Annotated in this window: 20 protein-coding genes; all 20 read right to left on the reverse strand. The window is 64.9% G+C overall.

All coding sequences use genetic code 11. From position 1 onward, the window contains the following. Positions 1–69 precede the first annotated feature (69 nt). Positions 70–1,233, reverse strand: coding sequence for a deoxyguanosinetriphosphate triphosphohydrolase (locus Q0974_RS14790; protein ID WP_299329202.1), 1,164 nt, complete (start codon positions 1,231–1,233; stop codon positions 70–72). Then, entirely contained in the window at positions 1,230–3,392 is a 2,163-nt protein-coding gene (locus Q0974_RS14795; protein ID WP_299329204.1) for a hypothetical protein, read from the reverse strand. Before Q0974_RS14795 ends, Q0974_RS14790 begins: the two co-directional genes overlap by 4 nt. Before the next feature lie 145 nt (positions 3,393–3,537). Continuing rightward, complete coding sequence (gene ftsZ, locus Q0974_RS14800) at positions 3,538–5,187, reverse strand: cell division protein FtsZ (protein WP_299329206.1); 1,650 nt, start codon at positions 5,185–5,187, stop codon at positions 3,538–3,540. A gap of 121 nt (positions 5,188–5,308) precedes the next feature. Next, complete coding sequence (gene ftsA, locus Q0974_RS14805) at positions 5,309–6,568, reverse strand: cell division protein FtsA (protein ID WP_299329207.1); 1,260 nt, start codon at positions 6,566–6,568, stop codon at positions 5,309–5,311. 16 nt (positions 6,569–6,584) lie between these two features. After that, positions 6,585–7,505, reverse strand: coding sequence for a cell division protein FtsQ/DivIB (locus Q0974_RS14810; protein WP_299329209.1), 921 nt, complete (start codon positions 7,503–7,505; stop codon positions 6,585–6,587). Then, positions 7,502–8,422, reverse strand: coding sequence for a D-alanine--D-alanine ligase (locus Q0974_RS14815; protein WP_299329211.1), 921 nt, complete (start codon positions 8,420–8,422; stop codon positions 7,502–7,504). The genes Q0974_RS14810 and Q0974_RS14815 overlap by 4 nt, the downstream gene beginning before the upstream one ends. After that, the gene (gene murB, locus Q0974_RS14820) at positions 8,419–9,321 is read right to left on the reverse strand and encodes a UDP-N-acetylmuramate dehydrogenase (protein WP_299329438.1); all 903 of its coding nucleotides are present in this window, start codon (positions 9,319–9,321) and stop codon (positions 8,419–8,421) included. Before murB ends, Q0974_RS14815 begins: the two co-directional genes overlap by 4 nt. Before the next feature lie 2 nt (positions 9,322–9,323). Continuing rightward, the gene (gene murC, locus Q0974_RS14825; RefSeq protein WP_299329213.1) at positions 9,324–10,730 is read right to left on the reverse strand and encodes a UDP-N-acetylmuramate--L-alanine ligase; all 1,407 of its coding nucleotides are present in this window, start codon (positions 10,728–10,730) and stop codon (positions 9,324–9,326) included. Next, the gene (murG, locus tag Q0974_RS14830) at positions 10,727–11,884 is read right to left on the reverse strand and encodes an undecaprenyldiphospho-muramoylpentapeptide beta-N-acetylglucosaminyltransferase (RefSeq protein WP_299329214.1); all 1,158 of its coding nucleotides are present in this window, start codon (positions 11,882–11,884) and stop codon (positions 10,727–10,729) included. Before murG ends, murC begins: the two co-directional genes overlap by 4 nt. After that, complete coding sequence (locus Q0974_RS14835; RefSeq protein ID WP_299329216.1) at positions 11,885–13,093, reverse strand: putative peptidoglycan glycosyltransferase FtsW; 1,209 nt, start codon at positions 13,091–13,093, stop codon at positions 11,885–11,887. Next, positions 13,093–14,367: a UDP-N-acetylmuramoyl-L-alanine--D-glutamate ligase gene (murD, locus tag Q0974_RS14840; RefSeq protein WP_299329218.1), complete on the reverse strand. Its 1,275-nt coding sequence runs from the start codon at positions 14,365–14,367 to the stop codon at positions 13,093–13,095. Before murD ends, Q0974_RS14835 begins: the two co-directional genes overlap by 1 nt. After that, positions 14,364–15,434, reverse strand: coding sequence for a phospho-N-acetylmuramoyl-pentapeptide-transferase (gene mraY, locus Q0974_RS14845; RefSeq protein WP_299329219.1), 1,071 nt, complete (start codon positions 15,432–15,434; stop codon positions 14,364–14,366). Before mraY ends, murD begins: the two co-directional genes overlap by 4 nt. After that, positions 15,422–16,807 (reverse strand): UDP-N-acetylmuramoyl-tripeptide--D-alanyl-D-alanine ligase, encoded by a 1,386-nt coding sequence (gene murF, locus Q0974_RS14850; protein WP_299329221.1) that lies wholly within the window; start codon positions 16,805–16,807, stop codon positions 15,422–15,424. Before murF ends, mraY begins: the two co-directional genes overlap by 13 nt. Next, positions 16,804–18,225 carry a UDP-N-acetylmuramoyl-L-alanyl-D-glutamate--2,6-diaminopimelate ligase gene (locus Q0974_RS14855; protein ID WP_299329223.1) on the reverse strand — a complete coding sequence of 474 codons (1,422 nt, stop codon included), beginning with the start codon at positions 18,223–18,225 and terminating at the stop codon, positions 16,804–16,806. The genes murF and Q0974_RS14855 overlap by 4 nt, the downstream gene beginning before the upstream one ends. Continuing rightward, entirely contained in the window at positions 18,222–19,922 is a 1,701-nt protein-coding gene (locus tag Q0974_RS14860) for a penicillin-binding protein 2 (protein WP_299329225.1), read from the reverse strand. The genes Q0974_RS14855 and Q0974_RS14860 overlap by 4 nt, the downstream gene beginning before the upstream one ends. Then, positions 19,919–20,467, reverse strand: a complete 549-nt coding sequence (locus Q0974_RS14865; RefSeq protein WP_299329227.1) for a hypothetical protein — start codon at positions 20,465–20,467, stop codon at positions 19,919–19,921. The genes Q0974_RS14860 and Q0974_RS14865 overlap by 4 nt, the downstream gene beginning before the upstream one ends. Then, on the reverse strand, positions 20,464–21,441 hold the full coding sequence (rsmH, locus tag Q0974_RS14870; RefSeq protein WP_299329228.1) for a 16S rRNA (cytosine(1402)-N(4))-methyltransferase RsmH: 978 nt from the start codon (positions 21,439–21,441) through the stop codon (positions 20,464–20,466). Before rsmH ends, Q0974_RS14865 begins: the two co-directional genes overlap by 4 nt. Then, the gene (locus Q0974_RS14875) at positions 21,438–21,971 is read right to left on the reverse strand and encodes a hypothetical protein (protein WP_299329230.1); all 534 of its coding nucleotides are present in this window, start codon (positions 21,969–21,971) and stop codon (positions 21,438–21,440) included. Before Q0974_RS14875 ends, rsmH begins: the two co-directional genes overlap by 4 nt. A gap of 367 nt (positions 21,972–22,338) precedes the next feature. Further along, the gene (locus Q0974_RS14880; protein ID WP_299329232.1) at positions 22,339–22,665 is read right to left on the reverse strand and encodes a hypothetical protein; all 327 of its coding nucleotides are present in this window, start codon (positions 22,663–22,665) and stop codon (positions 22,339–22,341) included. Beyond that, positions 22,646–23,662 carry a cysteine synthase A gene (locus tag Q0974_RS14885; RefSeq protein ID WP_299329234.1) on the reverse strand — a complete coding sequence of 339 codons (1,017 nt, stop codon included), beginning with the start codon at positions 23,660–23,662 and terminating at the stop codon, positions 22,646–22,648. Before Q0974_RS14885 ends, Q0974_RS14880 begins: the two co-directional genes overlap by 20 nt. Positions 23,663–23,707: the final 45 nt, after the last annotated feature.

A 23,707-nucleotide genomic window follows, 5' to 3' on the forward strand; every position in this document is an offset into this window, starting at 1 on the left:
TTTTGCCAAATCCCGAATCGGTATTAGCAGAGTTTCGGCGCGCAAGCGGAGATTGTGGTCCAGTTTGGTTCAAAACCCGTGCGGTAACTCCACCGGGCCGACCACAGCACGATATTGGGCGATCGCAAAACCGTCGGTCATCCCAGCGATGAAATCCGCGATATGCCGGGAGCGATCGGGGTCGGCTTTCGGCAGCGTTTTCCGCCAGTTCTCAGGCATAAGCGCCGGATCGCCGCTATAGGCGTCGAACAGGCGCGCGACGACCGTGCGCACCGCATCGGCTACCGCCTCCTGCTTGGGATGCTCATACATATTCGCGTACAGAAAGCGTTTCAGCCTGCGCTCGTGCGTCGCGACATCGGGCGAGAATGCCGCCATCGCTGTGCCAATCCGGCGCGCATCGTCGGGGCTGCCTATCCCGGCTTCGGCAATGCGGCGGCGTGTTTCGGCGATCAGATCGTTGACCATCAGACCGATCTGTTCGCGGATCAGCTCGGACGCCAGAAGATCGGGCCCGGCATCCGGAAAACGCGCAGCCGCGCTATCCCACATCTCGGCGATATGCGGCAGTTCGAGCAGTGCATCGCGAGTGAAGAGTCCGGCGCGCAGCCCATCGTCGATATCGTGATTATCATAGGCGATATCGTCGGCCAGCGCCGCGACCTGCGCTTCGATGCTCGGATAACTGCCCAGCTCCAGTGCATGATCGGCATCGACATCGGCCAGCGCCCAAGGCGGGTCGGTGACGGGGCCGTTATGTTTGGCCAAGCCCTCCAGCGTCTCCCAGCTCAGATTAAGGCCTGCAAAGCGCGGATAGCGGCGTTCGATCCGGGTCAGCATGCGCAGCGTTTGCGCATTGTGATCGAAGCCGCCCGCATCTGCGAGCGCGACCTTCAGCGCATCTTCCCCCGCATGGCCGAAGGGCGGATGGCCGATATCGTGCGCGAGGCACAGCGCCTCGGTCAGGTCTTCGTTGAGGCCCAGCGCCCGCGCGATCGTCCGGCCGATCTGGGCGACCTCCAGACTGTGCGTGAGGCGGACGCGGAAATGATCGCCGTCCGGCGCGACGAACACCTGCGTCTTGCCGCGCAGCCGCCGGAACGCGACCGAATGGATGATCCGGTCCCGATCGCGCTGAAACGCATCGCGCGGACCGCGGGTTTCGTCCCGCCCTTCATCATGCAGTCTGCCCCGCGAACGCGCCGGGTCCGAGGCGTAAGGCGCGCGGCTCATCGCGGATTGAGCGGGGTGATCTCTTGCCCCTCGGCGCTGCGATAGGTCAGGCCCTGAATATCGCCCTCTTCGGCGATGGCGTTGAGAAAGGCCCGGGCTTCGGCGCGGCTGTCGAACGGCCCGACGAGCAAGCGGTTCGTGGCGTTCAATGGCGTGAACCAGCCGGTCTTGCCTTCGAATGCCTGCGGTGCGCGGCGCGAAAATTGGCGATAGGTGAAGCGCAGCGCCGATTGCTGTTGGCCGATCGCAACCTGCGCCCAGTGCCGGGCGGGGTGCGAGGGCGCGGCCTCGGCGGCCGCTTCGGCCTCATCGGGTGGGGCCATCGTTGAGCCCGCTGCCATCGCCGCTGCGGTCGGCTGTGGCGACGCGCCTTCGCGATAAAGCCGCGTGATCGCCTGCCCGTCCGGGCTGCGCCAGCGCAGCGATTCGATGCCGGCCTCGGCGAGCGTGTTGATGAATTGCTGCGCCTCGGCACCGCTATCGAAGGGGCCGACCAGCAGGCGATTGGTCTGGCCGAGCGGCGTGTACCAGCCTTCCCGGTCGGCGAAGATCGCATTGGCGCGCGCATAGCGGCGATAGGTGAAGCGCAGCCCGTCCTGGGTCGGGCCGGTGGCGAGCTGCACCCAGTTGCGCGCGGGCTTGGCCTGTTCTTCGGCCGCGGGCTCTGGTGCTGCCGGTTCGGGCGCCGACGCTTGGGCTGCCGATGCTGAAGCCGGTGGCGGTGGCGGTGGCGGTGGCGGTGGCGGTTCAGGCGTGAGTGCAGCCAGCGCCGCTGGCAAGAGCGATTCCGGCTGTTCGGCCGGTTCGGTGGTGTCTTCCGCCTCGGCGGCTGTTTCCCGCGCGGCCCGCGCACGCAGATCGGCTTCGAGGTCCGCGAGCGAGAAACGGGACGGCATCACATCCAACTGCTCCTCCGCCGGTGATTGCTGTGCACCGGCGACAGGTCCGGCTGGCGGCTCGGAGAAGCCGGGCCGCGCCGCAACCGCCTCGCGCTCGGGTGTAGGCGGCGGTGGCGGCGGAGCAGGTGCCGGTGCGGGCGGCGACGGGGTGGGCGCTGGTGCTGGAGCCGGAGCGGGTGGCGGCGGAGGAGGGGGCGGAGGAGGCGGAGGTGGTTCGGCCTGTGCCACCTGGACAGGCTGGCTGCGCCCCGGACGCCGGCGCGATGCACCCTCGCGCGCGGCGACACGGCGGGCGATCGACTCGCGGCGTTCACGGCGGCGCTGCTCGCGGCGCGTTTCGCGGCGGCGCTGGGCCTCACTGCGCTGTCCCAGCGCCTCGCCCTGCGGCACGAGGCCCGCGCCCGGCGTACCGGCGGCGGCGAGATCGGGGAAATCGGACAGCGCATAGCGCGGGCCGCTGCCGCTGGCCGGGAAATTGCCGAAATGCACGGCCTGCGCCTTGCCCGCATCGCTAAGCTCAGGCAGCCGTCCGAGATAGGGAGTGAGGATTTCGAGTTCGCGGCGCGGCAGGGCAATGGCGGCCGCCTCGATGGTTTCGCGCACATCGGTGCCGGTCAGCCCGATCACGAAGGCGCGCGTCCGCCAGGCAGTCATATCCTGCGCGCGGAGGAGTGGATCGAGGACTTCCAGCGCTCCGGCCCGGTCGCCCGAAATGGCGAGGCTGAGCGCCAGTCTTTTGCGCAGCGCATCGGTCGGCTGGCGGCCGAGCGCGAGCCGGTAATCGGCCTGCGCCAGTGCCGGCTGACCGAGCAGATCGTAGGCGAAACCCCGGTCTCCGGCATATTCGATCAGCGGCACGCCGAGCCGTTCGGCCTCGCGAAACTGCTGCATCGCTTCGAGCGGCCGTTCGAGGCGCACGAGCGCACCGCCGAGCCCGGCCTTCACCCGCCCGTTACGCGGACTGAGCTCGTTGGCGCGCACGAAAAAGCCGAGCGCGGCCTGCGGATCGTCGAGCGCCAGCGCCGCCATGCCCGCGCCGACCAGCGCGCGCGCATCGTTCGGATTGTCGGCAAGCCGGGTGAGATAGCGGTTCAGCTGCTGGACCGCCGATTGCGTATTCTGCGCCCGCTCCATGAAGGGAAAGGCCTCGGCACTCTGCGCGGCCGCCGATGCCGGCATACCTGTGCCCGCCAGCAAGAGCGGAGCCAGAAGCAGGCGCGCGCGAAACTTTCTGCGGTCGGGGGAGGAAATACCGGACATCTATGGCGTTCATAGACGCCGGTTGTTCCGAAAGCACGGGCTAGATTGCGCGCCGACACGATAAAGCGCATCGCCCCGGCGGCGAAATGACGGCAAAAGGCCGCCCCGCCGGAAGCGGGCGCGGCCTTGATCGCCTATTGCCCGACTACTGGTTGTTCTGCCGGTTCAGGAAGCGCGGGATATCGAGCGAATCGCCGCTGCCCGAGCTACCACCCGAGGCCGCTTTCTTCTCTTCGCCCTCGACCTTGGCCGCGCCGCGCGCGATGTTGGACATCCGCTCGAACAGCGTGCCGCCGGCCCGGCCCGGTTTCGCGGCCGGTGTTTCTTCGGGCTTGGCATCTTCGGCAATCCATTTGCTCGCCGCGGCGGGCTTCGGTTCGGTATCGCCGGACGAGACGATATTGCCCGCATCGAGCAGCAACTCGTCTTCGTCATCGTCCACAGCGACCGGCTCGGGCGCGGAGATTTCCTTCGCGTCTTCGCCCGCCGAACGCACGGTAAAGGTCGGGCCTGCCGGACGCTCGGTTACCGTCGGTACCGGCGTCGTATCATCGAACATGCGTGTCACCGCCGGTTCCAGCTCGGCCGGCGCTTCGGTTTCTGCGACAGGCTCTTCCGCAACTTCTTCCGCTTCGGATTCTGCTGCAATTTCCGGTGCTTCGGGCGGGGTCAGCTCTTCGATTTCCGGCTCGTCCTTGGCGAGCGGCACGGCCTCTTCGACCGTTTCGTCCATCGCCTCGGCCGTCTCGGTTTCGGTTTCTTCAGCCTTGTCGCGGGCCGAGGGGAAGCTGAACACCTTGGCCGGCATCGGCTGCGCTTCGCCCGCCGCTTCGGCTTCGATCCCTGTCGCGACGACCGATACGCGCAGCTTGCCGTCGAGATCGTCGTTGAACGCCGAACCCCAGATGATGTTGGCATCGGGATCGACCAGTTCCTTGATGTGATTGGCTGCCTCGTCGACTTCCATCAGGCGCATATCTTCGCCGCCCGTGATCGAGATGATGACGCCCTTCGCGCCCTGCATCGACACACCGTCGAGCAGCGGATTGGCAATCGCCTTCTCGGCCGCCTCGCGGGCGCGATTGTCGCCCTCGGCTTCGCCGGTGCCCATCATTGCTTTGCCCATTTCCTCCATGACGGAGCGGACATCGGCAAAGTCGAGATTGATGAGGCCGGGCATGACCATCAGGTCGGTAATGCCGCGCACGCCCTGCTGCAGCACCTCGTCGGCCATCTTGAACGCGTCTTTGAACGTCGTGTCCGGATTGGCGATCAGGAAGAGATTCTGGTTGGGGATGACGATCAGCGTATCGACATGCTTCTGCAGTTCTTCGATGCCGGCATCGGCCGATTTGGCCCGGCGCGATCCTTCGAAGCTGAACGGCTTGGTCACGACGCCGACGGTGAGCACGCCCTTTTTCCGGGCCGCTTCGGCGATAACCGGCGCCGCGCCGGTACCCGTGCCGCCACCCATGCCGGCGGCGATGAAGCACATGTGAGACCCTTCGAGCGCATCGTCAATCGCGGCCAGCGTTTCCTCGGCGGCCGCGCGGCCGATCTCGGGACGCGAACCGGCACCCAGCCCTTCGGTGATCTTCGGACCGAGCTGAATCCGCGTATCGGCGGAGCTGTGATTAAGCGCCTGCGCATCGGTATTGGCGACGATGAAATCGACCCCCTGCACCTCGGCTTCGATCATGTTGGCAATCGCATTTCCGCCCGCGCCGCCGACACCGATCACAGTGATCTTGGGCCGCAATTCGCTGACTTCGGTACGGGTGAATTCGATGCTCATGACGTGGTCTCCCCTTGCGATTTCGCATCCTGTTCAAAGCATTAACAATTACTACACCAATATGACTCGCCGTTGCCAGCGAAAAAGTGCCGCGACTCGTGGATAAAGCTCGCTTTATCGCTCAATACTCACTCCTGAACGCAGCCATGAATCGGCTCCACAAACCGCCCTTTGCCGTGCGGTGCACAAGCTGCACCTGATCCTGCATGGCGCGCAGGTCCTGCGGCCCTTCCGCGGCGAAGCGGGCGAGCCCCGCGAGCGTCGCAAAAGCCGGTCCCGAATGCGCCTCGGGCAGCCCGGCCAGCGCGATCGGCCGGCCCGTGCGGACGGTGCGGCCGAGGGCGCCTTGCGCAAAATCGGCGATGCCTTTCAGCTCGGCCCCGCCGCCGGTCAGCACGACCTGCCGGCCGACCGGACCGGTAAAGCCCATCTCGTCCAGCGCATTGCCGACCTGCGCCATCAGATCTTCGAGCCGTTCGCGAATAACGGAGATCAATTGCGCGCGCGTGATGCGCGGCGCCTCGCCGCTATCCTCGTCGAGCTTGCTCGTGATATCGATCATGTCGTGATTGTCGCGCGGGCTCGTCGTCGCCGAGCCATGGAAACATTTGATCCGTTCGGCCTGGGCGCGGCGCATGGCGAACTCGGTCGCAACCGCATCGGTGATATCGGCCGCACCGATCGGGATCGATGTCAGCCCGACCAGCATGCCGCCGGCGAACAGCGAGACATTAGTGACACCTGCGCCAAGCTCGACCAGCGCGACGCCAAGCTCGCGTTCTTCCTGGCTGAGACAGGCATAGCCCGTGGCAACCGGCGAAGCGACGATCCCGTCCACGCCGAGATAGGCGCTGCGCACGCAATGATCGAGATTGCGCATTGGCGAGCGTTCGGTGAGTACGGCATGGATGTCGACGCCGAGCTGATCGGCATGCAGGCCGAGCGGATTTTTCACGCCCTCCAGTCCGTCCAGCGTGTAGAGCGTCGGATGGGCGTGCAGCACCTCCATATCTTCCGGGTCGATCGCATCGAGCCCGGCCAGGTGGAGATCGCGGATATGCGCGTCCTCGATCCGGTAACCACCGAGATCGGCCTCGATCGTCGTCACCTTGCTGACGAGCCCACCGGCCGAAAAGCCAACCCATGCGCTGTCGATATTGATGCCCGCGATGCGCTCGGCCTGTTCGACGGCTGCGCGGATCGCGGCCTCGGTCTGCTCCATATCGGCGATATAGCCGCGGCGGATGCCTTTGCTCTCGCGCTGGCCCGTCCCAAGCACCTGCAGATCGCTGCCGTCCGGATTGCGGACGATCATCGCGCAGATTTTCGACGACCCGATATCGAGTACGGTGATCAGATTATCGTTGCGGCTCTGTGGCATGTCCTCTCCCCTCTCCTCAGCCCGTTTCGGCTTCGCTGGCTTCGCCGCTTTCGACGGGCGCGGCCGGGCGCTCTTCGTCGCGGGCGACGCGCACGACGAACCGATCCGGCACGCGCATGTCGAAACGCCGGAAGCCTTCACCCAACAGGCCATTCTGGCTGTCCATCCGGGCGAAATTGAGCAGCGCGCGTCCCGCATCCTCCTCGCCTTCAGGCAGGGCGAGCGTTTCGCCCGACTGGAAGCGCAGGTCCCAGCGGCGATTGCCGACCCAGGTCGCCCCCGACAGCATCGGCCGGAGTGCGGGCGCGCGATCCATCAGCGCCTCGAAATTGGCGACCTGGCGATTGGCCTGCGGGCCGATGATCAGCGGCAGATCCGGCATCGCATCGAGCGCGACTTCTTCGAGCACTTCGCCCTCGGTGTCGACGAGATAGAGCTGCTGCTCATGCTGCCAGATCGCAACCGGCGTGCGCTCGGTGATCGCCACCACCAGCGTATCCGGCAGGCGACGCGAGACGCGCGCTTCCTGCACCCAGCTCAGCGCCTCAACCCGCTGCCGGATCGCCGCGATATCGACATTGGGCATCGCCATGGACGGCTGGTCGAGCGCCACGGCATAGACCGGCAGCCGTTCCATCTGATCGATGCCATTGATCTCGACCCGCTCGACGGTGAATCCGAGCTTTCCGATACCCTCGCCAATCTGCCAGGCCGCCATATGCGGCAGCCGCAGCATCATCGCGCCGGCCAGCACGGCGAGCCCGAGAACCGCGATCATCGTCCAGTTGATCGAGCGGCGGATAGTGTCTTCCTGCACCGGCAAGACGGTCGCGAGCTGGGCGGACATGGGCTGGCGCTGCGCCTTCTTTGCGGGCTTGCGCTTGACGGTCGCGCGCCGTTTCGGCGCGGCGGTCCGGCGGGATTTCCTCTGGCTCATAGCGCTTCCTCCACTATCCGCTGGACGAGCTCGGGATAGCTCATCCCCTTATGCTTGGCCTGTTCGGGAACGAGGCTGAGCGGCGTCATCCCGGGCTGGGTATTGACTTCCAGCAGGTAGAGCCCGGCCTCGCCCCGGCTTTCGTCCCATCGATAATCGGATCGGCTGGTGCCCCGGCAACCGAGCAACCGGTGCGCCATCAGGGCGAGTTCGACGCAGCGTTCGGCGATGTCCTCGGGGATATCGGCCGGGCAAATATGGTCGGTCATCCCGTCGGTATATTTGGCGTCGTAATCGTAGAAGCCGCTCTTTGGGACGAGCTCGGTGACGCCGAGCGCCTCGTCGCCGATCACGGCGGTCGTCAATTCGCGGCCCGGAATGAAAGGCTCGGCGAGAAGCGTTTCGAATTCTTGCCATGGGCCGGCTGTATCGCGGCCGATCGGCGATCCGTAATTGCCCTCTTCCGTGACGATAGCGACGCCAACCGAAGAGCCTTCATTGGCCGGTTTCAGCACATAGGGCCGGGGCATCGGATCGGCCGTGTAAAGGCTTTCGCTCTCGACGATCAGTCCGCCGGGCATCGGAATGCCGTGCGGCATCAGCACCTGTTTCGTCAGCACCTTGTCGATCGCGACGACCGAAGTCGCCATGCCCGAATGGGTATAAGGAATCTGCATCAGATCGAGCATGCCCTGCACCGAACCATCTTCGCCCGGCGTACCATGGAGCGCGTTGAACACGACATCGGGCTGAATGCCGGCGAGTATGCTTGCGACATTGCGATCCATATCGACGGGCATGACGGTATGGCCGAGGCTTTCGAGCGCCTCGGCGACGCCCTCGCCGCTCATCAGCGAGACCTCGCGCTCGGCCGACCAGCCGCCCATCAGCACAGCGATGGTAAGCGCTTCCGTCATTCCGGATCCCCCACGCGGCGGATTTCCCATTCGAGCTCGATGCCCGAATGTTCGAAGACGCGGCGGCGCACTTCATCGCCCAGCGCCTCGATATCGGCCGCGGTCGCGCCTCCAATGTTGAGCAGGAAATTGGTGTGCTTCTCGGAAACCTGCGCGCCGCCGATGGTGAGGCCGCGGCATCCGGCGGCATCGATCAGCTCCCAGGCCTTGTGGCCGGGCGGGTTTTTGAACGTCGATCCGCCGGTGCGCGAGCGTAGCGGCTGCGAGGCTTCGCGTTCGCCGGCGATCCGGTCCATTTCCGCGCCGATCTTTTCAGGGTCGCCGGGTTCGCCCTGGAACAGTGCATCGACGACGACCGCCCCCTGCGGCACCGCCGAATGGCGATAGCTATAGTCGAATTTTTCGAGCGGCCAGACTTCCACCGTCCCATCGCGGAGCACGAGCGTCGCCTCGATCAAGATGTCCTTTGCCTCGCAGCCATAAGCGCCGGCATTCATCCGCACCGCGCCACCGGTCGTGCCCGGAATGCCGCGCAGAAATTCGAGACCCGCGATCCCGGCATCGCGCGCCTTGCTCGCAACGGTAATGCCCATCGCCGCACCGCCTGCGCGGACGCGATGATCGTCCTCGATCTTGATATCGGCAAAGCTCTTGGGCAGCCGCACGACCACGCCGCGCACGCCGCCATCGCGGACGATCAGGTTCGACCCGACGCCGACGGGCAGTACCGGGATCGCCGGATCGAGCTGGCTGAGGAATTGCGACAGGTCTTCGATATCGCTCGGCTTAACCAGCCATTCGGCCGGGCCGCCGCAGCGGAACCAGGTGAAATCGGCGAGACTGCCGCCGCGCTTGACCGTGCCGTCCAGCGGGGGGAGCCCCGTCAGTGTATCGGACATGTTCATGCCCGCGCCTCCTTCAACCGTTGCGGCAGGCGCACAGCCCAGCCGGTGATGTCGCCCGCGCCGAGACAGATGATCATGTCGCCGCTTTCGATTTCGCCGGCGAGCGCACTCGCCAGGGCGTTTTCGTCGGCGACATTATGCGCCGCGCGATGCCCGCGTTCCTTGAGGCCGCCGACCAGCGTCTCGCCTGAAATCCCGTCGATAGGCTTTTCGCCGGCCGGATAGACGGGCGTCACATAGACTGCGTCCGCATCGTTGCAGGCGGTTTCGAAATCTTCGAGCAGGTCGCGGAGCCGGGTGTAACGATGCGGCTGAACGACAGCGAAAACCTTGCCGGCGGCCGCCTCCCGCGCGGCGGCCAGCGCGGCGCGGATTTCGACGGGGTGGTGCCCGTAATCGTCGATCACCGTCACGCCACCGACCTCGCCGACCTTGGTGAAGCGACGGTTCACGCCGCCAAATTCGGCGAACCCGCCGGCAATCACATCGTCAGCGATATCCAGTTCGAGCGCGGCGCCGATCGCGGCCAGCGCGTTCTGAACATTGTGACGCCCGGCCATCGGCAGCATGATCCCCTCGATCCGCCGCGTCTCGCCGTCGCGATCGCGGATCACGACATCGAACCGGTTGCCACCATCGACGGCCGCGACATTCTCCGCGCGGATATCGGCCTGCGCGCCAAACCCATAGGTAACGATCCGCCGGTCGCGGACGCGCGGGATTATCGCCTGCACTTCGGGATGGTCGAGGCAGAGCAGCGCCACGCCGTAAAAGGGCACATTCTCGACGAATTCTATGTACGCGTCCTTGACCTTCTCGAAGCTGCCATAATGATCGAGATGTTCGGGATCGATATTGGTGACGATCGCGATCGTGCCGTCGAGCTTCAGAAAACTGCCGTCGCTCTCATCGGCTTCGATGACCATCCAGTCGCCCTCGCCGACCCGGGCGTTCGCGCCATAGGCGTTGATCACGCCGCCATTGATAACCGTCGGGTCGAGCCCGCCTGCATCGAGCATCGCGGCGACGAGCGAGGTCGTCGTCGTCTTGCCATGGGTGCCGGCGATCGCGACCGTGGCCTTGAGCTTCATCAGCTCGGCCAGCATCTCCGCGCGCCGCACCACGGGAATGCGCCGTTCGAGCGCCGCTTCGACTTCCGGGTTCCCGCGCTGGATCGCGGTCGACGTCACGACCACCGCCGCATCGCCAAGATTGTCCGGATCATGGCCGACCGAGACCGCGATGCCGCGCTCGCGCAGCGCTTCGACAGCCGCGCCTTCGGCGATATCCGATCCCTGCACGCTATAGCCGAGATTGTGCATGACCCGGGCGATGCCGGACATGCCGATCCCGCCGATCCCGATGAAGTGGATCGTGCCGATATCGGTGCCGAACCCCTTCACGATGCCGTTCCCACCGCAGGTTTCAGCGCCTTGGGCGAACCGACAAGCATCGCCCCGTCGCCGCCCTGCCCGAGCCGTTCGACGAGATCGGCGAGATCGCGCGTGGCATTCGGGTAGCCGGCGCTGCGCGCGCGGCCGGCCGCATTCATCAGCGCTTCGGGTTCGAGGCCGAGCTTCTGCATCTGCTTGGCAAGTTCGGCCGGGGTGAATTGCGTTTGTTTGATGACGCGCGCGCCGCCGCTCGCCGCCATCTCTCGCGCATTGGCCGTCTGATGATCGTCGGTCGCGATCGGCAGCGGCACGAGGATCGCAGGCCGGCCCGCAGTGGTGAGTTCGGCGATGGTCGACGCACCCGCGCGCGCGATCACGATATGCGCCCAGCCCAGCCGCTCGGGCAAATCGGGCAGATAGGTGGCGAGATCGGCGGGGATGGCGAGATCGGCATAGCGATCCCGCACCCGCTCGATATCCTCTTCGCGGCATTGCTGGGTAACCTGCATCCGGCGGCGGAAGGAGAGCGGGAGCAGCGCCAGCCCATCCGGCACGATGTTCGACAGGATGCTGGCGCCCTGGCTGCCGCCCGTCACCAACACCCGGAAGATGCCGTCTTCGCTGAGCGCCGGAAAAGGCTGGGAGCGCAGGACCGCGACTTCCTCGCGCACCGGATTGCCGATCAGATGCGTCTTGCCGAGATGCTTGTCCTTGAGCCGTCCGACTTCCTTGTACGCGGCCGCGATCGCATTGACCCGCCCCGCCAGCAACCGGTTGACCCGGCCGAGCACGGCATTTTGTTCGTGGATCGCGCAGGGGATGTTTTCGGCCAGCGCGCCGAGCAGCGCGGGGAGCGCCGGATAGCCGCCAAAGCCAATGACCGCTTCGGGCGCGAAGCTCTCATAGAGCCGCCGCGCCATGGCCCGGCCGCGCCAGATATTCTTCGCCGCGCCGAACCAGCCCAGCGGGTTTTTCGTCACCCGGCCCGTGGGCAGGATATGCTTCTCTTCACCCTCGAACGTACCGGGAATCGCCGCGCCACGCTCGTCGGTAACGAGCGCGACATAATGGCCGCGCTTCTTGAGCTCGGTCGCGAGCGCGAAGGCCGGGATGATATGCCCGCCCGTACCGCCTGCGGCGAGAACGAAGTGCCGCGCACCCATCTAGAGCCGCCTTTCCAGCGCGGGCAGATGGGGATTACGCCGCGTGAAAGCGAGCAGCAGGCCGAAACCGATGGACAGCGCGATGAGCGACGAGCCGCCATAAGAGATGAAGGGCAACGTCATGCCCTTGGATGGTGCCATATCCAGATTTACTGCCATATTAATGAGCGCCTGGATCGCGAATTGCGTCGCCAGCCCGGCCGAGGCGAGCAGGTAGAAGATATTCTCCTCGTCGATCAGCTTCACGAACACCCGCACGACGATCGCGCCGAAAATCAGCGCGATGGCCATGCAAGCCATCAGACCAAACTCTTCGCCGATGACGGAGAAAATATAATCGGTATGCGGTTCGGGCAGCCGGTATTTCATTTCGCCATCGCCGGGGCCGACGCCGAGAAATCCGCCATTGGTCAGCGTGCGCATCGCATTGTCGACCTGGTAATTGTCGCCATCGGCGAAGAGGAAATTATTGATGCGCGTCGTCGCCACCGGATAGAAGAAATAGGCGGCGCCGATGCCGGTGACGCCAAGCGCCGTGATACCACCCAATATCTTCGTCGAAACGCCCGAAATCATCAGCATTACGATCCACACGCTACCGAAGATGACCGTCTGGCCGAAATCCGGCTGGCGCATCAGCAACAGCGCGATGACGCCGGTCAGGATCGCCGTCGCCCAGACGACTGGCAGGGTCGGGTCTTGCGTCACGCGCAGAGAGAGCAGCCAGGCCGTCGCGACAATGAAGAAGGGTTTCAAAAATTCGGACGGCTGGAGCGTCGCCACACCATAGCCGATCCAGCGCCGCGCGCCGTTTACCTCATTGCCGAGAAACGGCACGAGCAGCAGCAGGATGAAGAAACAGACGGCCCCGGCGAGCGCGAAGCGCTTGGCGAACTCCTTCGGCATCGTCGAGATCACCAGCATGATCGGAATACCCGCGCCGAGCCAGATCAGCTGACGGTAGAAGAAATAGAGTTGCGGCAGCTGGAACGAGTCGGCCGAATAGCGCTCGGCGGCCGCCGGCGATGCCGCGGCAACGCCGATCAGGCCGATCGCGATTAGGATCGTGACGAGCAGCAGCAGGACGCGATCGATCTCCCAGAACCATTCGCCGAGCGGCCCCTTGTGCGACCGGCTGATATAATCGCCCAGCGCCCGCCGCTGGGCAGCCGGCGCGGCGGTCTTGGCGATCGTGGACTCCATGGTCATCACAGGCTCCCCACTGCGGCGCGGAAATCGTCGCCCCGCTCTTCGAAATCGCGATACTGATCAAACGATGCGCAGGCCGGCGACAGCAGCACGGTCTCGCCCGACCGCGCGGCCTTTGCCGCCAGCACGGTCGCTTTGCGGATCGTTCCGCAATTGCGCACAGGCATCCACGGTTCGAGCAGGCTTTCGAACATGTCGGCGGTTTCGCCGACTGTGTACGCCGCACGGATGTTTCCGAAGTAAGGCTCGCAAGCGTCGAGATCGTCGGACTTGGCGCGCCCGCCCAATATCCAGTGGATCGCCGGATAGGCGGCAAGCGCCGGCGCGGTCGATGTCGGATTGGTCGCCTTGCTGTCATTGACGAACAGCACGCCATTTTTGTCCGCGACCCGCTCCATGCGGTGCGGCAGGCCGGGAAAAGTGCGCAGCCCCTCTTCGATCGCCTCTTCGCCTATGCCCAGCCGGCGCGCCACGCTCATCGCGGCGACGGCGTTTTGCGCATTGTGCGGGCCCTGTAGCGAGGGCCAGTTCGACTGATCCATGCAGCCGCCGGCCGACACTTGGATGACGACGCCATCGGTTTCGCTGGCGATCTTCCGGCTCGGCTCGTCGTCGATCGCTATGATGCTTGCATGATCGGCGGACTGCATCTCGAACAGCCGTGCCTTGGCCGCCGCATAGGCGTCAAAATTTTCGTAACGGTCAAGATGGTCGGGTGTGATGTTGAGCAGGACCGCAACTTCGCAGTCGAGACGCTGTGTCAGGTCGATCTGGAAGGAGGAGAGTTCGAGCACATAGACGCCGCCCTCTTCGAGCTCCTGCTCACCGAGGATCGGCTTGCCGATATTGCCGCCGAGTCGGGTCGGGATACCGGCCGTCTTGACGATATGATGGATCAGCGCTGTCGTCGTCGACTTGCCGTTGGTGCCGGTGATGCCGACAACGGTATGCGACGGCAGTTCGGACCTTGCCTGAGCAAACAGTTCGATATCGCCGATCAGCGGAACCTCGGCCTCGCGCGCCCTGTCGGCGATCGGGTGGCGGTTGATCGGGACGCCCGGCGATACGACCACGCCGTCGAATTTGGAGAGTTCGAGTTCCAGGGGATCGGCCAGCGTCGCCTTGTTCGCGACCTGCTCGCGCGCCTCTTCGCGATCGTCCCATGCCGTCACGCTCGCGCTCGAACACCACAGATAGTCGACGACCGAAATGCCGGTCCGCGCGAGACCGAGCACGGCATAGCGTTTTCCGGCAAAGGCGCGGGCAGGCGTCATCTCAGCTTCAACGTCGAGAGGCCGGCGAGCGCCAGCACAAAGGAGATGATCCAGAAGCGGATGACGACGGTCGGTTCGGACCAGCCCATCTGTTCGAAATGATGATGGATCGGCGCCATCTTGAAGACGCGCTTGCCGGTGCGCTTGTAGAAGAAGACCTGGATGATGACGGATAGCGCTTCGAGCACGAACAGCCCGCCGACGATGCCGAGCACGACTTCGTGATGCGCGGTCACGGCGATGGCGCCGAGCGCGCCGCCAAGCGCAAGGCTACCCGTATCGCCCATGAAGACGGCGGCCGGCGGTGCGTTGAACCAGAGAAAGGCGAGCCCCGCACCGACGATCGCAGCGCAGATGATCGCGAGATCGCCCGCGCCGGGCACGTGCGGAATGCCGAGATAGGTGGCATAATCCTCGCGACCCACGAGATAGATGATCATCATAAAGGCGACCGAGGCGATGATGACCGGCATGGTCGCGAGGCCGTCCAGCCCGTCGGTCAGGTTCACCGCGTTGCCCGCGCCGACGATCACGAGCATCGCGAAGATATAATAGGCATAGCCGATATCGGCGATGGGACCGTTGATGAAGGGCAGATAGAGATCGGTGCCGGTTTCGCCCAAGATGATCCAGCAGGCGAAACCCGCGATCGCGAATTCGGCGAACAGCCGGAGCTTGCCGGATATCCCGGCATGATGGCGCTTGGTGACCTTGTCATAGTCGTCGAGAAAACCGATCAGACCGAAACCGAGTGTCACGAACAGGCAGGCCCAGACCAGCTTGTTCGACAGGTCCATCCAGAGCAGCAGCGAGATGGTCACCGAGGCGAGGATCATCAGCCCGCCCATGGTCGGCGTGCCGGCTTTTTTGAGATGCGTGATCGGGCCATCGTCGCGGATCGGCTGGCCCTTGCCCTGCTTGATACGCAGCCAGCCGATAAAGCGCGGCCCGATCAGCAGGCCGATCAGCAAGGCTGTCGCCGTCGCGCCGCCTGCGCGAAAACTCAGATAGCGGAACAGGTTGAGCGGCCCGGCATAGTCGAAATAGGCGGCGATCAGTTCGAACATGGCGTCTTTCCACCGGCCAGCGCCTCAACGACGCGGGCCAGTCCAATATAGTTGCTCCCCTTGACGAGCAGCGCGTCGCCCGTGCGAATCTTCCCCTCGAGACTCTCGAGCGCCGCCGCCGCGTCGGGCACATGAACGATGTCGATGCTATTGCCAAGCGCGTCTGCCAACACCTGCATCGGTTCGCCGACGAGCACGGCCAAAGCGACGCCGGCATCGGTTATCGGACCGGCCAGCTCGGCATGATATCGTTCGCTATCCTCGCCCAATTCGCCCATCGCGCCGAGCACCGCGATCCGCCGCTCGACCGGTTCTTCCGCCAGCGTTTTCAGCGCCGCCTTCATCGACACCGGGTTGGCATTGTAGCTTTCGTCGATCAGCAGCGCTTCGCCGTCTTCAAGCGGAATCGCCGAGCGCGCGCCGCGGCCCGGCAGCCCGGCCAGTTCGGCGAGCGCGAGCCCGGCTTGCGCCAAATCCGCGCCGACCGCCTCGACCGCGCCGATCACGGCCAGCGAGTTCGACACCCAATGATCGCCGGGTAGGCCAACGGTATAGGTCAGTTCGCCCTCCGGTAGCACGGCACTGACGATCGTGCCGGTCGTCGCGCGCACAGCCTCGACGGCACGGATATCGGCACCCTCGCCTTTCCCGAAAGTCCAGATCGTTTCGGCATAGGGCTCTGCCCAGCCGATCAGCCGGTCGCGATGCGGGCTGTCGAACGGGACGAGCGCGACACCGCCCGGCTCCAGCCCTTGGAAGATCTCGCCCTTGGCGTCGGCGATCCCCTCGATACTGTCGAAGAATTCGATGTGCGCGGGCGCAATCGCCGTGATCATCGCGACATGCGGCCGGACGATCCGGGTGAGGGCAGAAAGTTCGCCGGCATGGTTCATGCCCATTTCGAACACGCCGTAGCGAGCGGCAGCCGGCATCCGCGCAAGACTGAGCGGCACGCCGGTATGGTTGTTATAGCTTTTGACTGAGCGATGCACCGAGCCTTGGGCAGACCGGTCGAGCGCGGCAAACAGCGCTTCTTTCACGCCCGTCTTGCCAACCGACCCCGTCACCCCGACGATCTTCGCATCGGTCCGCGCGCGCGACGTCGCGCCGAGTGCGTTGAGCGCCTCCATCGTGTCCGGAACCCGGATATGGGGATGGGCGCAATCCTGACTAACGATCGCTCCGGCCGCGCCATTCCCGAATGCCCCGTCGAGAAACTTGTGCCCGTCGGTCGTTTCGCCCTTCAGCGCGATAAAAAGATCGCCCGCGCCGACTTCGCGGCTATCGAACGCAACACCGTTTACGGCAAAATCGCCAGATGCGTCTCCGTCAATGGCGGCGGCGATCTCGCCCGAGGTCCAGAGCGCGCTCATGCCGCACACTCCCGCGCGACTGTGACATCGTCGAACGGCAGCATGCGATCACCGATTTCCTGACCCTGCTCATGGCCCTTGCCGGCGAGCAAGATGATATCGTCCGCGCCGGCTTCAGCGATGGCGGCCGCAATCGCTTCGCGCCGCCCGCCAATATCCCGCGCACCGGGCGCGCCGGCGAGGATGGCTGCGCGGATCACAGCCGGTTCCTCCGAACGCGGATTATCGTCGGTGACGATGACATGGTCGGACAGTTTCGCCGCGACTTCCCCCATCAGCATCCGCTTGCCCGCATCGCGGTCGCCGCCCGCGCCGAAGACCGTGATCAGCCGGCCCTTGGCGTGCCAGCGCAGCGCGTCGATCGCCGCTTCCAGCGCGTCGGGCGTATGCGCATAATCGACATAGACGGGCGCGCCGGCCTTGGTGATGACCGCGCGTTCGAGCCGCCCGCGCACGGGCTGGACACGCGAAAGATTGCCGAGCGTCTGGGCAAGATCGCCGCCCGTCGCCCAGACCAGACCCGCCGCGACGAGCGCATTGTTGGCTTGATAGGCGCCGATCAGCGGCAGCTCGATCGTGAAACTTTTGTCCTCGGCCTCCACCTCCAGCGTCTGGCCGAACTGGGTCGGCGTACGGCCGGTGAGCCGGATCGCCTCGCCTTTTCTACCGACCGACATGCCGCGCACGCCCCGCCCCTCAATCGCCGCGACGACCTTTTCGCTGACCGGATCGTCCGCCCAGACGATCGCCGTGCCGTCCTTGTCCACAACTTCGGTAAAGAGCCGCAGCTTGGCCGTGAGATAGGCCTCCATCGTGCCGTGATAATCGAGATGGTCGCGCGAGAGATTGGTGAAGGCGGCAGCGCCGACGGGCAGCCCTTCGGTGCGATATTGCGACAGCCCATGGCTTGAGGCTTCGAAGGCGAGATGGGTGACTCCCTCGCGCTTCAACCCCGCCGCATTGGAAAGGAAGGTGACGATATCGGGTGTCGTCAGGCCTGTTTTGGTTTGGTCGTCGGCCGTGGTCACGCCGAGCGTACCGATCGAGGCGGCATTATGCCCGGCCATGCGCCAAAGCTGGCGCGTCAGTTCGACCGTGGATGTCTTACCGTTGGTGCCGGTGACGGCCACGCTGATGTCGGGAAAGGGCGCGAAGAATTTGGCGGCGAGTTGGGCAAAGGCGCGGCGCGGCTCTTCGTCGGTAACGCGCGGTACGCCATCGACTTGTGCTTCAGGCCGGGAGACGATGGCGATAGCGCCGGACTCAATCGCATCGGGAATGAAGTCCTCGCCGTTGAACCGCGCGCCCTGAAACGCGCCGAAGATGGTGCCCGGCGCGACCTTGCGATGGTCGATCGCAAAGCCGGTGACCGTAGGACTGTCATGCGTGTCCGATCCGAGGAGCGCGGCGAGCTTCATGACCGCTCCGATGGCGCGCGCCAGAGCATGGCGCGCAGATGGGCGGTATCGATATCCTCGGTTTCGCTTGGAATGACGCCGAGCAGCGGGCCGATGCGGGCGACGACCTGACGCACAACAGGCGCGGCTGTCCAGCCGGCAGACGATGCGCCGCCCGTGCCCGCATCGCCGCGCGGTTCGTCCAGCATGACGAGGATGACATAACGCGGATCGTCCATCGGGAAGGCCGCAGCAAATGTCGTGATCAGCGCGTTTTCGCGATAACCGCCGCCGCCGGCTTTCTCGGCCGTGCCGGTCTTGCCGCCGACGCGATAGCCTTCGGCATCGGCATTGCGGCCCGTGCCTTCCTGCACGATCAGACGCAGCAGCCCGCGCATCTGGCGGCTGGTTTCCTCGCTAAACACGCGCTCGCCCGCGGGCACTTCGTCGGGCGACAGCCGCATCAGGGTCAGCGGGCGATAGAGCCCGCCATTGACGAGCGTCGCGTAGCTGTTGGCGAGATGCAGCGGCGTCACGGCGATGCCATGGCCATAGCCCGCGGTCATAATCGTCGTGCGTGCCCAATAGTCAGGCCAGATCGGGCGGCCGCGCACAGGCAGTTCGAAATCGATCGGATCGTCGAAGTGCAGATCGCGGAACACGGCCTGCATCCGCTCCGCGCCCAGTTCGTCGGCAATCCGCGCGGTGACGATGTTCGAGCTGTGGACCAGCGTTTCCGGCACATTGAGATAGCGGCGCTGCGGGTGATCGTCGTTGATCGTGTGGCGGCCGATCTGCAGCGGTTCCTCGGCATTATAGCGGCGGGAGATATCGGTGACGACACCCTCTTCGATCGCGGCGGCCATCGTGATCGGCTTGAAGGTCGAGCCGAGCTCGTAAAAGCCCATCGTCGCCTGGTTGAAGCGCGCGCGGTCGCTCGACTGGTTGGCGGCATTAGGGTTGAAATTGGGCAGCGAGGTCAGCGCCAGCAACTCGCCGGTATGCGCGTCGAGCACGATCCCGGCCGCGCCGATCGCATTGAAGCGGCGCATCGCGGCGGCAAGTTCGCTCTGCACCGCAGCCTGCACTCGGCTGTCGATCGAGAGCGCCACGGGTTCGTTGCGGCGCGCCGGATCCATCAGCCGCTCTTCGAGCACAGCCTCCATCCCGGTCACGCCTTCGCCGTCGAGATTGACCCAGCCCAGCACATGGGCGGCGAGATTGGTTTGCGGGTAAAGCCGTTCGGGCTCGCGCAGATATTCCATGGCGGGCTCGCCCAGCGCGTTCACCTGCGCGACGAGTTCGGGCAGCGCGCGGCGGCGCAGATAGGAGAAAGTCCGGCCCGAGGTCAGAATCTCGACATATTCTTCCGTCGTCCGCTCGGGCATGAGTTCGTGAAGACGGGGCGCCAGCTCTTCGGGATCGCTGAGGACCCGGTCAGGATGGACGGCGATCGACCAGGCGTCGATGGTGCGCGCAAGCGTCACGCCGTTGCGGTCGACGATATCGGCGCGCGGCGGCAGATTGGGATCGCCGCTCGCGGCATAGGCTTCGCCGCCACTGAACGCTGTCAGCCAGCCGATCCGCACCGACACGGCCACGACCCCGAACAGGAGCAGCAGCATGGCGATCATCAGCCGCTGCTGCACGATGGGCTGCATTTGCCGCCGCAGGCTTACCTTGCGCACTTCAGCCGGTTTGGCGACGGGCGGGTTCATCGATCCGCGTTGTCCCCCGCATCGCCCGCATCTTCGCGCGCGGCTTCGCTGGCGATCGCGCCGCGCAGCTCGTCATCGAGAAAGGCCGTCGGCTGACCATCCGGGCCTTCGGGAACCATATAGGCCACCTGCTGGATTTGTGGGCCGCCCGTCTCCGTATCAGGCGCGTCGAAGACATCCTCGTCTATGAGATTGCTCTCATCCTGCTCTTCAGCCACCGACGCCTGCTGGATCGGCGCTTCGGCAGCCGGTCCTTCAATCAGGCTGGCTAACTGGATCTCGCTAGCGAGAAACTGTTCCGGAGCAGGCGCCGACAGTATCAAATCGCGACGGTTCCAGACTTCGATCTGGCTCATCCGGCTGCGCGTCTGGAACTCGGTATTGAGCGAGAGGATGTCCTCGCGCGCCAGCTGGATGTCGCGTTCAACGGCCTCCAGCGCGTTGCGTTCGGCGGCAACGCGGTGTGAAATCAGATAGCAGCTGAGCGCCGCGGAAGAGACCGCGGCGGCCCAAGCGACCGAACGGAATTTGCGGGTGATGGTCATGCGGTGACCCTCCTTTCCATGGGCCAGGGCGGCGCTTCGTTGCGCCGGGCGCTGCGCAGCGTGGCGGACCGCGAACGGGGATTGCGCGCGACTTCTGCCTTATCGGCGCGTTGCGGTTTGGCGGGCTTGTCGAAACTGGGCGCCGGGGCGGTTTCGGCCGTGTCCGGCAGATGGCGCGAGCCGCCGGGCGTGCGGCCGCTCCGTTCGCGCAGAAACTGTTTCACTATCCGGTCTTCGAGGCTGTGAAAGGTGACGACGGCCAGCCGCCCGCCCGGAGCGAGCACGGCCTCTGCTGCCGCCAGCCCGTCGCGCAGTTCGTCCAGCTCGCGATTGAGATGGATGCGGATCGCCTGAAAGGTTTTCGTCGCCGGGTCTTTTGGCGCACCGGGCCGATGGCCGACGGCCTTACGGACCACGGCAGCGAGTTCGCCAGTCGTCTCAATCGGCCGCGCCGCGACGATCGCGCGCGCGATGCGGCGCGAGCGATGTTCCTCGCCATAGGCATAGAGCGTATCGGCGATCAGCGCTTCATCGGCACTGTTGACGAAATCGGCGGCGCTTTCGCCGTCCTGCTCCATCCGCATATCGAGCGGCCCATCCGCCTGAAAGGAAAAGCCGCGCTCGGCCCGGTCGAGTTGCATGGAGGACACGCCAATATCCATCGCGACGCCATCCACAGCATCCAAGCCGTGCTCTTTGAGCGCCTCGCGCATTTCGGAGAAGCGGCGCGGCACGAGATGGAGCCCGCCATCGCTCGCTTCGGCCAGCTCCGCACCCTCGGCAATGGCGTCCGGATCGCGATCGAAGGCGTAAACCTCAGCCCCCTCGGCGAGCATCGCGCGCGAATAACCGCCCGCACCGAACGTCGCATCGACGTGAATCTCGTCGGTCACGATATCGAGCGCGGCGATGACCTCTTCGAGCAGCACGGGTTCGTGGCGTGGATCGGGACGGGAGTCGGCGGCAACGCTCATAGCGACACCCCCTTCTCGCTACACAGATGTTCGAGGATGCGCAGGAGCCGCTTGTCGCCCATCGCCATGCAATGCGCATGGGCACGGGTCGGGGACCAGATATCGAAATAGGGCCCGTTGCCGGTGAAGAAGGCGAAATCCTCGATTCCCCCGGCCTTGCGCAGGAAGCTGGTCAGCACCATCCGGCCCGCCTTGTCGAACGTCACCGGCTGGAGCGGCGAGAAGGTCTCCGTGCCGCCACCGTCGCGCCGGATCAGGCTTTTGCGGCCGCTATGGGCTGTTTCGCGGGCGCGCTGCTCCCGCAATTGGCCGGCCAACGCAAAATACTCGGTCTCGTCGAAGCCCGTGAGGCAGGGCAGCTCTTCGTCTTCAGCGATATAGAGTAGCTTGTCGTCGACCGGCATGTTCGCGGCCTTGGCCTGCGCGGCGCGGCGTTCGACGGTGGCGCGCAGATCGGCCGGCAGGGACACGCGTCCCTTCCCGTCTACCGCGTTCAGCGCCTGTCCACCGAAAGGAATTGAAAATTCCACGCCGATCCTCTCCCTCGGCGCAAAGCGCTGCCCATCGCTGAATCATGAAAATTCAACGTCGAATCTTATGTGTTCGGGAGCGCCCTGCCCCTTACAGGACGATTTGCGTATCAAGGTTAACGATGGGTATCAATACCATTTCATGGGTATTTTAAGGGAATTTTGCCCACCTTGCGGTTTATGGATAGACGAAAGGCCCACAAAAGCAACGATGTTCTTCTTTTGTCTTGAAGCTGTTTGCCGATGCGTTTCGAACGCGCGAGAGACGTGCAATTCCCGCGCAGACGCGGGATAGGGGCTTGGTAAGCCGAATCGGCGAATCTCAACGGCTTGACCGGCCTGATTCGCGCCGTCTGATTCACATCGCCTAGTTTTCGGCAGGTTCGCCGTCGTCAAATTCGGGAACCGGTTCGACTTCGGTCTCTTCGACCGGCCCCGTTCCCGGCGCCACGCCGAGCTCGGCGAGCGGTTCCTGGGGCTGTTCCTCTTCGGCTGCGAGTTCGGTGTCCGCCTGCTCGGCCTGTTCGGCCATCGCTTCCGGCGTCAGCTCGGGCTCGTTGCTCGCGGTGCCCGAGAAGCTTGCCGCCAGCAGCACGATGACGACAATCGATGCAAGACCCGTCGCGCCGATACGGACGCGGTTCGCGTGCTCCTGACGCGTATCGTCGAAAGTCTCAACAGGCTCGTCGTTCACTGTCATTCTCCGTGGCCAGCCATGGCGGGACGGCAAGTCCCTTCTCGGCCAGCCAATCGGCATTATACAGCGTCGAAAGATAGCGCAAACCGCTGTCGCAAAGGATCGTCACGATCGTCTTGCCTGGGCCCATCTCTTTCGCCAGCGCCATCGCACCGGCGACATTGATGCCAGACGACAGGCCAAGGCACAGCCCCTCTTCCGACAACAGGCGATGGACCCATTCCAGACCCTCGGCATCGGAGATGCGGTATTGGGTATCGACGGGAGCGTCTTCGAGATTGGCAGTGACCCGGCCCTGACCGATACCCTCGGCCACCGAGGAGCCCTCGGACTTCAGCTCGCCATTGGCATAATATTCGTAGAGCGCGGCACCATGCGGATCGCTCAGCGCGATCCGGACATCCTCGGAAAATTCCTTGAGCCCCATGCCGACCCCGGCGAGCGTCCCGCCGGTTCCGACCGCACAGGTAAATCCGTCAACCTTGCCCTCGGTCTGCTCCCATATTTCCTTCGCCGTCGTTTTGATATGCGCGCGGCGGTTGGCAATATTGTCGAACTGATTGGCCCAGAGTGCGTTGTCGGTTTCTTCGGCAATACGCCGCGACTGGTGGACGAAATGGCAGGGCGACGAATAGGGCGCGGCGGGCACGAGCACGAGCTCGGCGCCGAGCGCGCGCAGGGTATCCATCTTCTCCTTGCTCTGCGTGTCCGGCATCACGATGATCGACTTGTAGCCTTTGGCATTGGCGACGAGCGCGAGGCCGATGCCGGTATTGCCGGCCGTGCCCTCGACGATCGTGCCGCCGGGCTTGAGCAGCCCCTGCTCCTCCGCCTCCTCGACAATGTAGAGCGCGGGCCGGTCTTTCACCGAGCCGCCCGGATTTGCGAATTCGCATTTGCCGAGAATCTCGCAGCCGCTGTCCTCCGACGGACCTTTCAGACGGACGAGTGGCGTATTGCCGATCAGCGCGAGCGGGTTGGGAACTATAGTCATGCCGCGCATCTACCCCAGCGGGCTTTCGCCGGGCAAGCAATCTTG

This window comes from Parasphingopyxis sp. (assembly GCF_028279465.1).
GTDB lineage: Bacteria > Pseudomonadota > Alphaproteobacteria > Sphingomonadales > Sphingomonadaceae > Parasphingopyxis.

What these genes read in the sequence shown, in the direction of transcription:
- murB (WP_299329438.1), bottom strand. Translation starts at nt 9,321, where the DNA reads ATGTCCGATACACTGACGGGGCTCCCCCCGCTGGACGGCACGGTCAAG.
- Q0974_RS14855 (WP_299329223.1), bottom strand. Translation starts at nt 18,225, where the DNA reads ATGAAGCTCGCCGCGCTCCTCGGATCGGACACGCATGACAGTCCTACG.
- Q0974_RS14860 (WP_299329225.1), bottom strand. Translation starts at nt 19,922, where the DNA reads ATGAACCCGCCCGTCGCCAAACCGGCTGAAGTGCGCAAGGTAAGCCTG.
- rsmH (WP_299329228.1), bottom strand. Translation starts at nt 21,441, where the DNA reads ATGAGCGTTGCCGCCGACTCCCGTCCCGATCCACGCCACGAACCCGTG.
- murD (WP_299329218.1), bottom strand. Translation starts at nt 14,367, where the DNA reads ATGACGCCTGCCCGCGCCTTTGCCGGAAAACGCTATGCCGTGCTCGGT.
- ftsA (WP_299329207.1), bottom strand. Translation starts at nt 6,568, where the DNA reads ATGCCACAGAGCCGCAACGATAATCTGATCACCGTACTCGATATCGGG.
- Q0974_RS14865 (WP_299329227.1), bottom strand. Translation starts at nt 20,467, where the DNA reads ATGACCATCACCCGCAAATTCCGTTCGGTCGCTTGGGCCGCCGCGGTC.
- Q0974_RS14835 (WP_299329216.1), bottom strand. Translation starts at nt 13,093, where the DNA reads ATGACCATGGAGTCCACGATCGCCAAGACCGCCGCGCCGGCTGCCCAG.
- Q0974_RS14790 (WP_299329202.1), bottom strand. Translation starts at nt 1,233, where the DNA reads ATGAGCCGCGCGCCTTACGCCTCGGACCCGGCGCGTTCGCGGGGCAGA.
- murG (WP_299329214.1), bottom strand. Translation starts at nt 11,884, where the DNA reads ATGGGTGCGCGGCACTTCGTTCTCGCCGCAGGCGGTACGGGCGGGCAT.
- Q0974_RS14810 (WP_299329209.1), bottom strand. Translation starts at nt 7,505, where the DNA reads ATGAGCCAGAGGAAATCCCGCCGGACCGCCGCGCCGAAACGGCGCGCG.
- Q0974_RS14815 (WP_299329211.1), bottom strand. Translation starts at nt 8,422, where the DNA reads ATGACGGAAGCGCTTACCATCGCTGTGCTGATGGGCGGCTGGTCGGCC.
- ftsZ (WP_299329206.1), bottom strand. Translation starts at nt 5,187, where the DNA reads ATGAGCATCGAATTCACCCGTACCGAAGTCAGCGAATTGCGGCCCAAG.
- Q0974_RS14795 (WP_299329204.1), bottom strand. Translation starts at nt 3,392, where the DNA reads ATGTCCGGTATTTCCTCCCCCGACCGCAGAAAGTTTCGCGCGCGCCTG.
- Q0974_RS14885 (WP_299329234.1), bottom strand. Translation starts at nt 23,662, where the DNA reads ATGACTATAGTTCCCAACCCGCTCGCGCTGATCGGCAATACGCCACTC.
- mraY (WP_299329219.1), bottom strand. Translation starts at nt 15,434, where the DNA reads ATGTTCGAACTGATCGCCGCCTATTTCGACTATGCCGGGCCGCTCAAC.
- murF (WP_299329221.1), bottom strand. Translation starts at nt 16,807, where the DNA reads ATGAGCGCGCTCTGGACCTCGGGCGAGATCGCCGCCGCCATTGACGGA.